Here is a 13,609-nt window from a genome sequence, read left to right as displayed (position 1 = left end):
TCAGCGGCACGCGATCGAGAAAGTCGTCCAATCCGATCATCAGCACGCTCCGAATACCGGATGTCAGATGGATCACCAGGCGCCGACACGAGCCGGTCGCCCACACTCAAGGGAGTACCCCATCATGAAGCGCACCTCTGCACTCCTCGCGGCACCGGCCCTGGCGCTGGGCGCCCTCGCCCTCGCCGCCGGCCCGGCCCAGGCGCAGGGCACCACCGGGTCCGACAGCGGATCCTGGACCTACCAGACCCAGCTCAAGCAGCTGAACAACAGCACCGCCAGCGGCAGCGTCTGGATCACGGTGCAGGGCAACCAGGCGACCGTCACCGAGAACGTCACCGGTCTGCCGGCGTCGTTCAACGGCCAGGCGTACCCGCACGTGCAGCACATCCACATCGGCGCCATGGGCATGTGCCCGGACGCGTCGGCCGACAAGAACGGTGACGGCGTCGTCAGCGTCACCGAGGGTGCGCCGCACTACGGCAAGATCGCCCAGACCCTGACCACGAGCGGTGACTTCTCGCCGGCGTCCGCGACGGACCTGAAGCTGGCCCCGTCCGGGGGGACGATCAACTACAAGCGCACCATCACCCTCAGCGACGAGACCCTCGCGGCGCTGAAGGCGAACACCGCGTCGGTCGTCGTCCACGGCTTGGACCCGGCCACCCTGTCGGCCACCGCCCAGAAGGAGAAGAGCGACATCGTTCCCTCCCTGCCGCTGGCCGCCACCTCGCCAGCGCTCTGCGGTGAGCTGCGGCTCTCCCAGATGGGCTCCATGCCCAACGGTGCCCCGGAGACCGGCGTGAAGCCGGCCGCCGCCGCCCAGACCACGGCCACCGACGCGACCCCGGGTCTGTTCGCCGCTGCCGGTGGTGTCCTGGTCGCCGGTGCTGCCGCCTTCGGTCTGAACCGTCGTCGGGCCGCCCGCAAGGCGCAGGACTGATCAGTCCCGCTCCGATCATCGCAACAGCGAAGAGGAGAGTCACACGGTCATGAGTGACCCACGCAGCCGCCGCGGATCGGTGTCCCGGTCCGCGGCGGCCGCCGTGCTCACCCTCGGACTGGCGGGCGGAGTCCTCTCGGGGTGTGCCGCACCGGCCGCCACGGGATCCGCCGCCGGTCCGAGCACGAGCACCGGCGCACACAGCAGCAGCACCCCGACAGCATCGTCCTCGTCCTCACCGGCGAAGCCGACCGCGACATCGAAGCCGAGCGTGGCACCGGCCTCCGCGCCGAAGCCCCCGCCGGCACTGACGAAGGCCTCGGGCCCCGTCATGCCGGCCTCGAAGCCCACCCGGCTCGACATCCCGTCGATCGGCGTCAGCACCGACCTGATCGACCTGGGACGGCAGGACGACGGCAGCGTCGCCGTGCCTCCCGGCGAGGCCGGATCGCCCGCAGGCTGGTACGACGGCTCGCCAACGCCGGGCCAGCAGGGGCCGGCCGTCATCCTCGGTCACGTCAACACGACCACCATCCCGGAGGGCGTCTTCTTCCGCCTGCACGAGATGAAGCCTGGCGATCAGTTCAGCGTCACCCGGGCCGACGGTCGGGTGGCCGTGTTCCAGGTCGACCGGCTGCAGTCCGTGCGCAAGGACACCTTTCCCACCCTCCAGGTGTACGGCAACACGTCGCGCTCGGAGATCCGGCTGATCACCTGCGGCGACTACCAGGCCTCGAGCGATCGGTGGGAGGAGAACACCATCGTCTTCGGCCACCTGATCGGCAGCCACCGCTGATCCTGGGTCGTCCCGGCGCGCGGTGCCTCGTCCGTTCCCCGTGAGCGGACGGGGCATCGTGCGTTCCGGACCGCTGGCTTCCGAGGCGTCTCTCGTGACGGCGTGTGCTTGCACCGGGCGGGCATGCGGGGGACAGTGATGTCGCTGCGGTGCACCGTCGTGTGCACCGTCCGCCGGGATCCGATCCGACCGTGAGGAGCAGCCGTGGCCACCGCCGACGCCCCCCGCCTGCGCTGCGCCGACCAGGCCCAGTGGCGCGCCTGGCTGGGCGAGCACCAGGACGATCCGGACGGCGTGTGGCTGGTGTTCGCCAAGAAGGGCGCGGTGCAGCAGGACCCGACGACGCGGACCGTCACCTACGCCGAGGCGCTCGAGGTGGCGCTGCAGCACGGGTGGATCGACGGGCAGGCCCGTAGCCTCGACGAGACGACCTACCTCCAGCGCTTCACACCGCGTCGATCCCGCAGCGTGTGGTCGGTGCGCAACCGTACCGCCGTCGAGGCCATGATCGCGGCGGGGGCGATGACGCCGCGCGGCCTCGCAGAGGTCGAACGTGCTCGGGCCGACGGTCGCTGGGACGCCGCCTACGCCGGGCCGAAGGACGCCCAGCCGCACCCGGACTTCCTCGCCGCGCTCGCGGCCAACCCGGAGGCGGCGGCGTTCTACGCGACGCTCACCAGTCAGAACCGGTACGCGATCTACTTCCGGCTGCAGAACGTCAAGCGGGAGCAGACGCGAGCGCGCCGGATCGAGGAGTTCGTCGCGATGCTCGCGCGGGGCGAGTCGATCTACTGAGCAGGCGACGCCGGGTCGGCCTCCCGGGGCCGCCTAGCTCATCGGCGGGTGATCTCGTCAGCAGCGGGTCGCTTCGGGGTCGCCTTTCGACCGGACAATGATCCGTGATCCAGGCGGTGCCGGCCGGCCGCCGGCTTCCCGGGAACTCCGGTGTATCGAGGTCCTAGTCGCCGGCTTCCCGGTCGCCGTCGCCCGCGTCGTCCTCTTCCGTGGCCGGGGCGTCCGGATCGAGGCCCTGGACCAGCCGCCGGAGTCGCTGCTGCCGATCCGTGTGCGCCCGGCGCCACCGCTGCTCCGGGTCGTCCTCCGGTGCCGGCACACCAGCGGCGAAATCGACCAGCTCGTCCCGGTCGAGGCCGGAGGCCGGGTGCGGACCCTGCGCCACGACGTCGTTGAGCCACCGCCGGTTCAGCGGCCGGCGCGACGCGACGAGGACGAGGTTGCCGGGGTGCTCGCCGGAGAACATGGGCGCCTCCGCCAGAGCCACGACGTGCTCGAACGCCTCGAGCAGGGCGGCGGCCTGGCCGCGGAAGAAGGTCAGGGGCGGGTCGTCGCCCACGTTGACGGCGAGCACGCCGTCGTCGTCGAGCGCGTCCGCGACCTCGCGATAGAAGCCCGTGGTCGTCAGGTGCTGCGGGGCGTCGGCGCCGGCGAAGACGTCCAGGACGATCAGATCGGCCGCGCCGCCCAGCAGGTGCGCGGCGAAGCCGACGGCGACCCGGGCGTCGTCCCCGATGCGCTGCAGGTCGGTGCCCTCCGGCAGCGGCAGGTGCTCCTCGACGAAGGAGAGCAGCCCCCACTCGATGTCCACGACGACCTGCGGCGAGCCCGGCCGCATGACGGCGATGTAGCGGGGGAGGGTCATCGCCCCGGCGCCCAGGTGGACGGCGCGGATCGGGCCGGCCGGCAGGGTGTCGACGACGTTGCTGATCCGGTACAGGTACTCGTAGACGATCCGGGTCTGATCGGTCAGGTCGACATGCGACTGTTCGGCGCCCCCGATGAACAGCACGAAGCCCTCGCCGCCCCAGCCGTCCGGCTCGATGGACGCGGTGGTCCCGGAGAGGGGCAGGCGGATCGACGGAGGGTTCTTCCGGGCGGCCATGGTTCGAGTGTGGCACGCCCGTCGGTGCCCGACCGCGGCGGGTTCCGTCGGCGGCGTCTCGTGCGGGCGCGGCGGCTTTCTGCTGTGCTCTCCCCACCGCGTGGACGGGTGATGTCGCCGCTGTCGTTGTCGGTCGCGTCTACCGTCCACTCGGCGAGAGAGCGGGCGCTGCTGGATTCGCCGAGTGGGCGGTTGATGCGTTCATTCGGCGCGCCGGGCTGCACTATCCGTCCACTCGGCGCCGAACAGCTGTCGCGTGGGCGGGTGATGTCGCGGCCACCGCCGTCGGTCGCGTTGTCCGTCCACTCGGCGAGAGAGCGGGCGCTTCAAACACCCGCCGCCCGCCGGGCCCGGAGGCACACCTCCCGCCTCAGCCGAACTGTTTCCGCAGGTCGGCCTTGCGGATCTTCCCGCTCGCGGTCCGCGGCATCTCCGGCGTGAAGACCACGGTCTTCGGAAGCTTGTACCGGGCCAGCCGCCCGTCGAGGTGGGCCAGGACGTCCTCGGCGGTGATCGTGGCGCCGTCCCGCACCGTGATGACGGCGCGGCCGACCTCGCCCCACTTCTCGTCGGGGACGCCGATGACGGCGACGGCGGCCACCGCCTCCAGCTCGGCGACGACCTGCTCGATCTCGGCCGGGTAGATGTTCTCGCCGCCCGAGATGATCATGTCCTTGAGCCGGTCCGAGATGTAGAGGAAGCCGTCCTCGTCGAGGTGGCCCATGTCGCCGGACCGGAACCAGCCGCCGTCGTCGAAGGACTGCTCCGTGGCGTCGGGCCGCTGCCAGTAGGCGCCGATGACGTTGGGGCCGCAGATCTGGATCTCGCCGGTCTCACCGGACTGAACGGGCGAGCCGTCCGGCCCGGCGATCCGGACGTCGGTGAAGAAGTGCGGCAGGCCGCCGGAACCGGCCTTGGCCGCTGAGTACCGCACCGGCAGGGTGGTCGCTCCGGGCGCCGTCTCCGTCATCCCGTAGCCCATCGTGAAGGCGAGCCCGCGCTCCTCGTACGCGGCCAGCACCCGATGCGGGACGGCGGAGCCGCCGCACGTGAGCTTGCTCAGCGAGGAGATGTCCCGCGTCGCCCAGTCCGGGTGCTCGGCCAGCATCTGGTACGTGGTCGGCACCCCGGAGATGGCCGTCGCCCGGTGCTCCTCGATCAGCCGCAGCGCCTCCCCGGGGTCGAAGCGCGGCTCGAGGACGAGCACGCCGCCCTTGAGCAGTGTCGGCAGCGCCCCCATGTCCAGCGCCGCGACGTGGAACAGCGGCGAGATCATCAGCGACACGTCGGTCGAGGCAAGGTCGAAGTCGACGAGCACGTTCATGCAGTTCCAGGTCACGTTGCCGTGGGTCAGCACCGCACCCTTCGGCTGGCCCGTGGTGCCGGAGGTGTAGAGGATCAGCGCGGGATCGTCGAGCGTGACGTGCACGTCGACCCGTACCGGATCCGCCGCGGCGAGTGCCTCCTCGAGGTCGACGTCGTCCGCCGGGATCTCGCCGGTGAACCGCGGGTCGGGCCCGTCGTCCACCCGCAGCCGCAGCCCGACCGCGGTGTCCGCACTGCCGGGCAGCGCGAGGCCCGTGAGTGAGGAGGCGTGGACCAGGACGGTGGCGCCGGAGTCGCCGAGCGCGAACCGCAGCTCCGGCGCGGCCAGCCGCGTGTTCAGCGGCACGAACACCGCCCCGCAGCCCCCGGCCGCGAAGAGCGTCTCGAGGAAGGCCGGGTGGTTCTCGCCGAGATACGCCACACGGTCCCCGGGCCGGACGCCGTGCTCCCGCAGCACCGCGGCGAGCCGGTCGACGCGTTCGGCCAGCTCGTCGTAGGTGGTCGTGCGGCCGCGGCACACGAGCGCGGTGCGGCCGGCCGACTTCGGCAGCCGGCGGTGCGGCCACGATCCGATCCCGTTGTTCAGCATGGGAGCTCCTTCCGGGGCAGAGGTCGGTGTCAGTGCTCGACGGTGGTCAGGTCCAGGTCGCGGCCCTCCCGCGTGAACAGCACCGCGAGCAGGCTGACGACGCCGACGGCGGCGAGGAAGACGACCACGGGCACGATCGACCGTCCGCTGGATGCGTAGAGCGAGGCGAGGATGCCGGGCGTGAAGCCGGCGCCGAGCAGGGTGGCCAGCTGGTACCCGCCGGATGCCCCGGTGTAGCGGGAGGCGGTGCCGAACTGCTCGGAGATGAAGGCGGCGAGCGGGCCGAACAGGCACGAGTGCAGGATCAGGCCGATGGTGAAGCCGAGGAAGATCAGCCACGGGTTCTTCGATCCGAACAGCGCGAACATCGGGAACAGGTAGAGGATGAACAGCACCAGGCCGCCGACGATCATCGGCTTGCGGCCGATCCGGTCCGAGAGGCGGCCGGCCCCGATCACCACGAAGATGCTGATGAACGAGGCCGCGGAGAACGCGAACAGGGTGGACTGGCGTTCGGCGCCGGCGGCCACCGCGTACGTGATGGAGAACGTGGCGAGGGTGACCTGGAAGGCGAAGCCGGCGGCGGCGCCGAGCGCGGTGAGGATGAGGGCCTTGGGGCGCCGCAGCACCGAGACCAGCGGCATCGCGGGGCGCTCGGCCTCGTTCCGCGCGGCCATCTCGAGGGCGGCCTTGAAGACAGGGCTCTCGGAGATCCGGGTCCGCACGTAGAGGCCGACAGCGAGCAGGACGAGCGAGAACACGAAGGGGATCCGCCAGCCCCAGGCGAGGAACTGGTCCTGCGGCAGGGCCGCGAAGATGCCCATGATCAGGGTGCCGAGCACCGCACCGGACGGGGCGCCGGCATTGGCGAACGACGCCGCGAACCCGCGCTTGCCGTCGGTCGCGTGCTCGAGGGCCATCAGGGCCGCGCCGCCCCATTCGCCGCCGACGGCGATGCCCTGGCACACCCGCAGCAGGATGAGCAGGATCGGTGCCAGCGCGCCGATCACGGCCGGCGTGGGGATGAGCCCGATCAGGGTGGACCCGATACCCATCAGCGTCATGGTCAGCACGAGCATCTTCTTGCGGCCGAGCCGGTCGCCGAAGTGCCCGAAGACGAAGCCGCCGAGCGGGCGGGCCAGGTAGCCGGCGGCGAAGGTGCCGAAGGAGGCGATGGTCGCCGTCAGCGGGTCCAGGTTCGCGAAGAACACGGCGCCGAAGACGAGCGAGGATGCCGTGGCGTAGAGCAGGAAGTCGTAGAACTCGACGGTGCTGCCCAGGTAGCTGGACAGCAGGACCCGGCGCACCTCACGGCGGTCGGTGACGGCGGTGGCCACGGTGGGGGTCTCGGGAGCGGCGTTGCTCATGGGGATCTCCAGGGTTCGGGACGACGGGCGTCGTTGCCGGTCGTCGTCGGGGGAACATCGATGGGGAGCAGTGCAGTGAGCGGCGCGAGGAGCGGACCAGAGGGGTGAGAGTCGCCGGGTGAACGGGAGGGTCGGGGAGCAGGAAGCAGTCGAGAGATCAGTCGAGGAGGAAGAAGGCGAGATCGACAGTGTCGGGCCGGCGCTCGCCGGTGCCGACGAACAGCCGGCCGGCCAGCCACGCCCATCGCTCGCCGGTGCCATGCAGGCGCGGCCACGAGCGGAAGTAGAGGCGGGACGGGTCGACGGGCTCGGACCGGGCGATCGCGGCCAGATCCTCCGCCGACCCCGAGCGCACCGCAGCGTTGTGCACGAACAGGTGTTCGCCGTCGTCCAGCGCGATGCCGTACCGGGCGTCCAGCTCGGTGACCGTGGGGCTGACGCCGCGCTGGATGTCGGCCCCGGCCGGCAGGATCGTCCCGGTGAACGGGCGGCCGTCCGGGTCGGTGCCGGTGACGGTGCCCCCGGTGATCGGCACGATCCGCCGGGCGCCGTCGGTGGTCTGCCCGATGCTGGCCGGAGCGGCGACCTGCACGCTGAGCGTGCAGAAGGGCGTCAGGCGCGGCGTACGCATCAGCGGTAGAAGCGGGCCAGGAAGGTGGCGACGACGGCGGGCCGGTCGCTGCCCTCGACCTCGATCACCTGGTCCACGGTCAGCTGCACGCCGTCACCCTTGACCTCCTCGACCGCGGCGATCGTCGAGGACATCCGGACGCGGGCGCCGACCGGAACGGGCGCGGTGAAACGGACCCGGTTGAGGCCGTAGTTGACCTTCGTCCGCACGTCGGAGACGTCCATCAGCTCGCCCCACAGCGGGATGAGCAGGGCGAGGGTGAGGAAGCCGTGGGCGATCGGTCCGCCGAACGGGCCGTCCTTGGCGCGCTCGGGGTCGACGTGGATCCACTGGTGGTCGTCCGCCGCGTCGGCGAACGTGTTGACCTGTTCCTGGGTGATGGTGCGCCAGGGGCCGGGGCCGACCGTCGTGCCGACCAGCGCGGGCAGCTCGTCGAACGTGTACATCGTCGTCATGGAGAGTCCTCTCGAAGCGGAACGGGTCAGGGGTGGAGACGCTCAGTGGGTGAAGGCGCTGATGCCGGTGATGGCGCGGCCGACGATCAGGGAGTTGATCTCGTGGGTGCCCTCGTAGGAGTAGATGGCCTCGGCGTCGGCGAAGAACCGGGCGACGTCGGTGTCCAGGGTGATGCCGTTGCCGCCGCAGATCTCGCGGGCCAGGGCCACGGACTCCCGCATCCGGGCCGCGCACCAGGACTTGGCCAGCGCCGAGTCCTCGTCGCGGTAGACGCCCGCGTCCTGCTGCACGGACAGCCGGGTCAGCAGGCCGAGGCACCCGGTGATGTTGCCGAGGATCCGGGCGAGCTTCTCCTGGACCAGCTGGAACCCGGCGACGGGCCGGCCGAACTGGGTGCGTTCCGTGACGTACCGCAGCGCCGCCTCGTAGGCGCCCGCCTGCACGCCGGCCGCGATCCAGGCGACGTCCGAGCGCATCCGCCGCAGCATCCGGCCCACGTCCCTGAAGGAGTCGGTTCGCTGCAGCCGGTACTCCTCGCTCACCTCGACGTCGGTCAGGGTGATGTGCGCGTTCTGCACCATCCGCAGTGCCGCCTTGTTCGGGATCACGTCCATGTGCACGCCCGGGGCGTCCGTGCGCACGAGGAAGCCCTTGACCTGCCCGTCCGCGGTGTCGCGGGCGAACACGGCCAGGTAGTCGGAGAGGGTGGCGGTGCCGATCCAGCGCTTGGCGCCGTTCAGGATCCACGTGTCCCCGGTCCGCGTCGCGGCGGTCGCGAGACCGCCGGCGACGTCGGAGCCGTGGTCCGGTTCGGTCAGGGCGAACACGCCGCGCATCCGCCACGAGGTGATCTCCGGATCCCAGCGGGCCACCTGCTCGGGGGAGCCGCCCTCGCGCACCGCGGTGCGGAACAGGCCGGCCTGGCCGGTGTAGTAGGTGGCCAGGGAGGCATCCGTGCGAGCCAGTTCGAACACGCGGAACGCGTGGTAGAGCCCGCGCGGCTCGGCGCCGTCGGCCGTGAGCGAGGGCGGCGTCATCAGATCCAGCGCGTGCAGCGGCTCCATGAGCTGGGTGGGGAACGTCGCCCGGTCCCAGTGCTCGGCCAGCAGCGGCCGGGCCTGCTCGTCCAGCACCCGGCGAAGGCTCCGCAGCACCTCGCGCTCGGCGTCGGTGAGCAGCGACTCGTGGTCGTACGGGTCGCACACCGCGTAGAGACGGTCGGTCATCGCGCGTCCGTTCTGGTGCTCGAGGAGGGTTTCAGCCCCAGCAGGCGCACGGCATTGTCCTTGAGGATCTTCGGGCGCACCTCGTCGGAGAACGACTGCTGCTCGAACGCGGACAGCCATTTCTGTGGGGTGATCAGCGGGTAGTCCGTGCCGAACAGCACCTTGTCCTGCAGCATCCGGTTGGAGGCCTTGACGAGGGACTCCGGGAAGTACTTCGGGGACCAGCCGGAGAGGTCGATGGAGACGTTCGCCTTGTGGGTGGCGATCGAGTTGGCCTCTTCCTGCCACGGCACGGACGGGTGCGCCATGATCACCGGCAGGGCCGGGAAGTCGGCCGCCACGTCGTCGAGCAGCAGCGGGTTGGAGTAGGCGAGCTTGATGCCGCCCCCGCCGGGCAGGCCGGCGCCCATGCCGTTCTGCCCGGTGTGGAAGATGCACGGCAGGCCGATCCGCTCGAGCGCGGCCCACAGGGCGTGGAACTGCGGGTCGGACGGGTCGAAGCCCTGCAGGCTCGGGTGGAACTTGAAGCCGCGCACGCCCAGCTCGCCGGCCAGGTACTCGGCGCGGGCGATCGCCTCGGCGCCGGTGCGCGGGTCGACGCTGCCGAATGGGATGAGCACGTCGTTGTTCCGGGCCGCACCGGCGACCAGGTCCTCGATGCTGTTCGGCTCGTGCTTCAGGGCGGTCCGGGCGTCGACGGTGAAGACGACGGCGGCCATGCCCCACTCGCGGTAGCGGGCCGCGATGGTGTCGACGTCCGGGCTGCGGTCCTCGGCCTTGAAGTAGGCGCTGGACGCCTCGGTGAGGGTCTCCGGCAGGGAGGCATGACCGTGCCCATCGACCTCGACGTGCACGTGCATGTCGATCGCGGAGACGGCGTCGGGGTCGACCCCGAGCTCGTACCGGACGGGGGTGCTCACTTCGCGTCCTCCTGCGGCTGCAGCTCGGCCGGCAGCGGCGGCAGGGTCTCGCCCACGCTGGCCAGGTGGCCCTCGGCGATGCCCGGGAACCGCTCGCGCAGCGCGTCGTACGTCCAGCCGCCCTCGCGGTACTCGGTCACGACGGCGGTGGGGTGGGAGAAGATCTCCAGCCGGTCCCCACCGGCCCCGATGGCCTGACCGGTGATGGACGCGGCGTCGTCGGAGGCGAGGTACGCGACCAGGCCGGCGACGTCGGCGGCGGTGCCGAACCCGAGGTCGTGCCGGAAGAACGGGGGCATCGCCTCGCCGCGCTCGTCCGCCTCGACGGCGGCGGCGAAGTAGGGGATCGTCTTCGTCATCGCGGTCGCGGCGACGGGGATGACGGCGTTGGCGGTGACGCCGGCTTTCTTCATCTCCAGGGCCCAGGTGCGGACCATGCCGACGATGCCGGCCTTGGCGGCGGCGTAGTTGGTCTGCCCGAAGTTGCCGTACTGGCCGGTGGGGGAGCCGATCGTGATGATCCTCCCGGCGACGCCGTGCTCCTTGAAGTACGCGTACGCCTCGCGGACGCACGTGAAGGTGCCCCGTAGATGGACACCGATGACGACGTCGAAGTCCTCGTCGGTCATCTTCAGCAGGGACTTGTCCCGCAGGACGCCGGCGTTGGTGACGAGGATGTCGAGGCCGCCGAACGTCTCGACGGCGGTGCGCACGAGCTGCTGCGCCGTCTCGGTGGACCCGACCGGGGCGACGACGGCGACGGCACGGCCGCCCGCCTCGGTGATCGCGGCGACGGCGGCGTCGGCCACGTCCTGGCGCACGTCGTTGATGACGACGGCGGCGCCCTGGCGGGCCAGCTCCTGCGCGTAGGCCAGGCCGAGGCCCTGCCCGGAACCGGTGACGATGGCGGTCCTGCCCTGCAGACTCATGCGGGTTGCTCCTGTGCGTTCCGGTGCGGTCCCGTGGATGGGGACCCTGATCGGAAACCATGAGAATATGGATCATTGAAAATGTCAACGATTGTTTTCGTCGAGTGAGCCGGGAGGCGCCATGACCGTCGGAGATGCCGTGGGGACGACCCAGCCCCGACTCGCGCAGGCCGCGATCGCGGACGACATCGGCCTGCTGGTGGCCAAGCTGCACGCCGCCGGGTCGGTGGTGAACAACCGTGCGCTCGCCGACGTCGACCTGCGCGAGCGGTCCTACTCCGTGCTGCGCCTGGCCTGCAGCGGCCTCGAGCCGACGCAGCGCGAGCTCGCCGAGTTCCTCAGCCTCGACCCGAGCCAGATCGTCGCCCTGGTCGACGGGCTCGAGCAGCGCGGCCTCGTCGAACGGGAACAGGGGCGCGCGGACCGGCGGCAGAAGATCGTCCGTGCCACCGCGGCCGGAGAACGGATCCACGCGCAGGCCGAGGCGGCGGTACGGGCGAGCGAGCGGGAGCAGCTGGCCGCGCTCGACGACGACGAGGTGGCGACGCTGCGCTCGCTGCTGCGCCGAGCGCTCCGCTCCTGATTCGCCGATCGCGTAACAATCCGTCACAGAAGCGGCGACAGCCGTGGAACCCGCCCGCAACGGCAGCGGCGCGGTTGTCTCGGAGGGCGAGAGAACACGCGACACCATCACCCACCTGAGTGACGAACGAGCGTGCTGCCGCTACCCTCGCTGACGTGGGAGGGCGCTGGTTTCAGAGATTTGTCGGGCTCCTCGTCCTGGGTGCGGTCGGTCTCGCTGCCGCACTCCTGTGGTGGGGGGTCGCATCGAACGTTCCTGCCCGGCTCTGGGAGCCGGCGCAGTGGAGCGTCGCTGGGGTGTGGCGCGTCTTCTACGACGCGAACCTGCCCGACCTGCGCGTGCTCGCGATCGCGGGCGCGCTCGCGCTGTTCCTCGGGGCCGGTATCGCCCTGGTGGAGCGGCGCGTGGCGACCCTGTACCGGCGGACACCGCCGAACCAGCGGTCCCGGCCGCTCGCGCCGCGCGTCATCATGGAGGCCACCCGCGGCGTGTTCGCCGGTCCCGTGACCATCACGGTGCTGATCCCGGCGCACGACGAGCAGGCGACCCTGCCCGGCACGCTGGCCTCCCTGCAGCAGCAGAGCCGTAGGCCGGACCGCATCATCGTCGTCGCCGACAACTGCACCGACCGGACCGTGGAGTTCGCGTACGCCGCCGGCGTCGAGGTGCACGAGACGGTCGGCAACACGGAGAAGAAGGGCGGGGCGCTCAACCAGGTCCTGCGCGCGCTGCTGCCGGGGCAGAAGGACAACGACGTCGTCATGGTGATGGACGCCGATACGACGCTGGACCAGGGATTCCTCGCCTCCGCCGAGAAGTCCTTCGAGTGGGACCGGGCGCTGATGGCCGTCGGCGGCCTGTTCTACGGCGAGGAGGGCCACGGCCTGATCGGCCAGTTCCAGCGCAACGAGTACGTCCGGTACAGCCGGGAGATCGCCCGCCGACGCGGCCGCGTGTTCGTGCTGACCGGGACCGCCTCGATCTTCCGCCCGGTGGCGCTGCGGGCCATCGCCGCCGCCCGCGGCAACCAGATCCCCGGCCGCAACGGCGACGTGTACGACACGGCGGCCCTGACCGAGGACAACGAGCTGACCATCGCGCTGAAGTCCCTCGGCGGCCTGATGATCTCCCCGCCCGGATGCACCGTCGTCACCGAGCTGATGCCATCGTGGCGCACCCTGTGGCAGCAGCGGCTGCGCTGGCAGCGCGGCGCGCTGGAGAACCTGGGCGCCTACGGCGTCACCCCGCAGACGCTGCGCTACTGGGCGCAGCAGCTCGGCATCGGGTACAGCGTCGTCGGGTTGACCACCTACCTGCTGCTCATCGTGATCATGCTCGTCTCGATGGACACATGGATCTGGTTCCCGTTCTGGCTCGGCGTCGGCGTCATCTTCGCCCTCGAGCGTTTGGTCACCGTCTGGAAGGGCGGCTGGCGGGCCCGGGTGCTCGCCATCACGATCTTCCCCGAACTGTTCTTCGACCTCTTCCTCGACATCGTCTTCGTCAAGGGCATCCTCGACATCACCCGCGGGCGCCGGGCCACCTGGACCCACCTCGCCCGCGCCGAAGCACCGGAAACGGCAGGCCGCTCGTGAACATCGTCATCCTCGCCGCCGTCGCCGTCCCGCGCGGCATCCTGCTGCCCGAGTCGGTGCTCTACGGCCACGCGTTCGCGGTGCTCTCGACGTTCGTCGCGATCAACACCGTGATGTACGCGGCGCTGACCATCGCCAAGCTGCTCCCGGCCATCCACCTGCCGCGGCGACGCAACGGCCGCCGGCTGCGCGCGGAGACCCGCAGCATCTACCCCGACGGGGACCTCTGACGGGTTCGTACCCCGGGCCACGGGCCCGGCCCGACGCCGGGGCAGGGCGCATCCCGAGCGGATGACGCCGGGCGTCCCGGCCCCCGCGACGCCTGACGCCGCTCGGTACGCTGGAGTG

General features: G+C 71.2%; 15 protein-coding genes. 6 read left to right on the top strand and 9 right to left on the bottom strand.

What is annotated here, in order from left to right:
* Positions 1-124 precede the first annotated feature (124 nt).
* A complete protein-coding gene (locus V6N00_RS07490; protein ID WP_334231449.1) occupies positions 125-943 on the top strand; it encodes a hypothetical protein in 819 nt (272 codons plus the stop codon).
* A gap of 39 nt (positions 944-982) precedes the next feature.
* Here V6N00_RS07490 and V6N00_RS07485 read toward each other — a convergent pair whose 3' ends face one another.
* Complete coding sequence (locus V6N00_RS07485; RefSeq protein WP_334231448.1) at positions 983-1,276, bottom strand: hypothetical protein; 294 nt, start codon at positions 1,274-1,276, stop codon at positions 983-985.
* Here V6N00_RS07485 and V6N00_RS07480 point away from each other — a divergent pair.
* Complete coding sequence (locus V6N00_RS07480; protein ID WP_334231447.1) at positions 1,275-1,739, top strand: class F sortase; 465 nt, start codon at positions 1,275-1,277, stop codon at positions 1,737-1,739. The genes V6N00_RS07485 and V6N00_RS07480 overlap by 2 nt on opposite strands.
* Before the next feature lie 204 nt (positions 1,740-1,943).
* Positions 1,944-2,534: a YdeI/OmpD-associated family protein gene (locus tag V6N00_RS07475; protein ID WP_334231446.1), complete on the top strand. Its 591-nt coding sequence runs from the start codon at positions 1,944-1,946 to the stop codon at positions 2,532-2,534.
* Positions 2,535-2,697: 163 nt separating this feature from the next.
* On the opposite strand, the gene V6N00_RS07470 is transcribed toward V6N00_RS07475, so the two are convergent.
* From V6N00_RS07470 to V6N00_RS07435, 8 genes are all read right to left on the bottom strand, one after another.
* Entirely contained in the window at positions 2,698-3,639 is a 942-nt protein-coding gene (locus V6N00_RS07470; protein WP_334231445.1) for a spermidine synthase, read from the bottom strand.
* Positions 3,640-4,009: 370 nt separating this feature from the next.
* Entirely contained in the window at positions 4,010-5,554 is a 1,545-nt protein-coding gene (locus V6N00_RS07465; RefSeq protein WP_334231444.1) for an acyl-CoA synthetase, read from the bottom strand.
* 29 nt (positions 5,555-5,583) lie between these two features.
* Positions 5,584-6,921, bottom strand: coding sequence for an MFS transporter (locus V6N00_RS07460; protein WP_334231443.1), 1,338 nt, complete (start codon positions 6,919-6,921; stop codon positions 5,584-5,586).
* Positions 6,922-7,078: 157 nt separating this feature from the next.
* Positions 7,079-7,552: a DUF3237 domain-containing protein gene (locus V6N00_RS07455; RefSeq protein ID WP_334231442.1), complete on the bottom strand. Its 474-nt coding sequence runs from the start codon at positions 7,550-7,552 to the stop codon at positions 7,079-7,081.
* A complete protein-coding gene (locus V6N00_RS07450) occupies positions 7,552-8,007 on the bottom strand; it encodes a MaoC family dehydratase (RefSeq protein ID WP_334231441.1) in 456 nt (151 codons plus the stop codon). The genes V6N00_RS07455 and V6N00_RS07450 overlap by 1 nt, the downstream gene beginning before the upstream one ends.
* Positions 8,008-8,049: 42 nt before the next feature.
* A complete protein-coding gene (locus V6N00_RS07445) occupies positions 8,050-9,234 on the bottom strand; it encodes an acyl-CoA dehydrogenase family protein (RefSeq protein ID WP_334231440.1) in 1,185 nt (394 codons plus the stop codon).
* Positions 9,231-10,094: an amidohydrolase family protein gene (locus tag V6N00_RS07440; protein ID WP_334231644.1), complete on the bottom strand. Its 864-nt coding sequence runs from the start codon at positions 10,092-10,094 to the stop codon at positions 9,231-9,233. The genes V6N00_RS07445 and V6N00_RS07440 overlap by 4 nt, the downstream gene beginning before the upstream one ends.
* A gap of 56 nt (positions 10,095-10,150) precedes the next feature.
* Positions 10,151-11,083, bottom strand: a complete 933-nt coding sequence (locus tag V6N00_RS07435; RefSeq protein ID WP_334231439.1) for an SDR family NAD(P)-dependent oxidoreductase — start codon at positions 11,081-11,083, stop codon at positions 10,151-10,153.
* Between the two features lie 121 nt (positions 11,084-11,204).
* On the opposite strand from V6N00_RS07435, the gene V6N00_RS07430 reads away from it, so the two are divergent.
* The 3 genes from V6N00_RS07430 to V6N00_RS07420 all read left to right on the top strand — a co-directional run bounded on the left by V6N00_RS07430 (position 11,205) and on the right by V6N00_RS07420 (position 13,491).
* Positions 11,205-11,666, top strand: coding sequence for a MarR family winged helix-turn-helix transcriptional regulator (locus V6N00_RS07430; protein WP_334231438.1), 462 nt, complete (start codon positions 11,205-11,207; stop codon positions 11,664-11,666).
* A gap of 296 nt (positions 11,667-11,962) precedes the next feature.
* The gene (locus tag V6N00_RS07425) at positions 11,963-13,261 is read left to right on the top strand and encodes a glycosyltransferase family 2 protein (protein WP_334231437.1); all 1,299 of its coding nucleotides are present in this window, start codon (positions 11,963-11,965) and stop codon (positions 13,259-13,261) included.
* On the top strand, positions 13,258-13,491 hold the full coding sequence (locus tag V6N00_RS07420; RefSeq protein ID WP_334231436.1) for a hypothetical protein: 234 nt from the start codon (positions 13,258-13,260) through the stop codon (positions 13,489-13,491). Before V6N00_RS07425 ends, V6N00_RS07420 begins: the two co-directional genes overlap by 4 nt.
* Positions 13,492-13,609: the final 118 nt, after the last annotated feature.

This window comes from Tersicoccus mangrovi (assembly GCF_036881825.1).
Classification (GTDB): domain Bacteria; phylum Actinomycetota; class Actinomycetes; order Actinomycetales; family Micrococcaceae; genus Tersicoccus; species Tersicoccus mangrovi.
Note: the sequence above shows the minus strand (reverse complement) of the source record. Positions and strands in the feature narration are given on the sequence as shown.

Coding starts and splice junctions, on each gene's coding strand:
- V6N00_RS07450 (WP_334231441.1), bottom strand. CDS start 8,007: ATGACGACGATGTACACGTTCGACGAGCTGCCCGCGCTGGTCGGCACG.
- V6N00_RS07430 (WP_334231438.1), top strand. CDS start 11,205: ATGACCGTCGGAGATGCCGTGGGGACGACCCAGCCCCGACTCGCGCAG.
- V6N00_RS07435 (WP_334231439.1), bottom strand. CDS start 11,083: ATGAGTCTGCAGGGCAGGACCGCCATCGTCACCGGTTCCGGGCAGGGC.
- V6N00_RS07460 (WP_334231443.1), bottom strand. CDS start 6,921: ATGAGCAACGCCGCTCCCGAGACCCCCACCGTGGCCACCGCCGTCACC.
- V6N00_RS07490 (WP_334231449.1), top strand. CDS start 125: ATGAAGCGCACCTCTGCACTCCTCGCGGCACCGGCCCTGGCGCTGGGC.
- V6N00_RS07440 (WP_334231644.1), bottom strand. CDS start 10,094: ATGCACGTGCACGTCGAGGTCGATGGGCACGGTCATGCCTCCCTGCCG.
- V6N00_RS07465 (WP_334231444.1), bottom strand. CDS start 5,554: ATGCTGAACAACGGGATCGGATCGTGGCCGCACCGCCGGCTGCCGAAG.
- V6N00_RS07470 (WP_334231445.1), bottom strand. CDS start 3,639: ATGGCCGCCCGGAAGAACCCTCCGTCGATCCGCCTGCCCCTCTCCGGG.
- V6N00_RS07455 (WP_334231442.1), bottom strand. CDS start 7,552: ATGCGTACGCCGCGCCTGACGCCCTTCTGCACGCTCAGCGTGCAGGTC.
- V6N00_RS07480 (WP_334231447.1), top strand. CDS start 1,275: ATGCCGGCCTCGAAGCCCACCCGGCTCGACATCCCGTCGATCGGCGTC.
- V6N00_RS07445 (WP_334231440.1), bottom strand. CDS start 9,234: ATGACCGACCGTCTCTACGCGGTGTGCGACCCGTACGACCACGAGTCG.
- V6N00_RS07485 (WP_334231448.1), bottom strand. CDS start 1,276: ATGACGGGGCCCGAGGCCTTCGTCAGTGCCGGCGGGGGCTTCGGCGCG.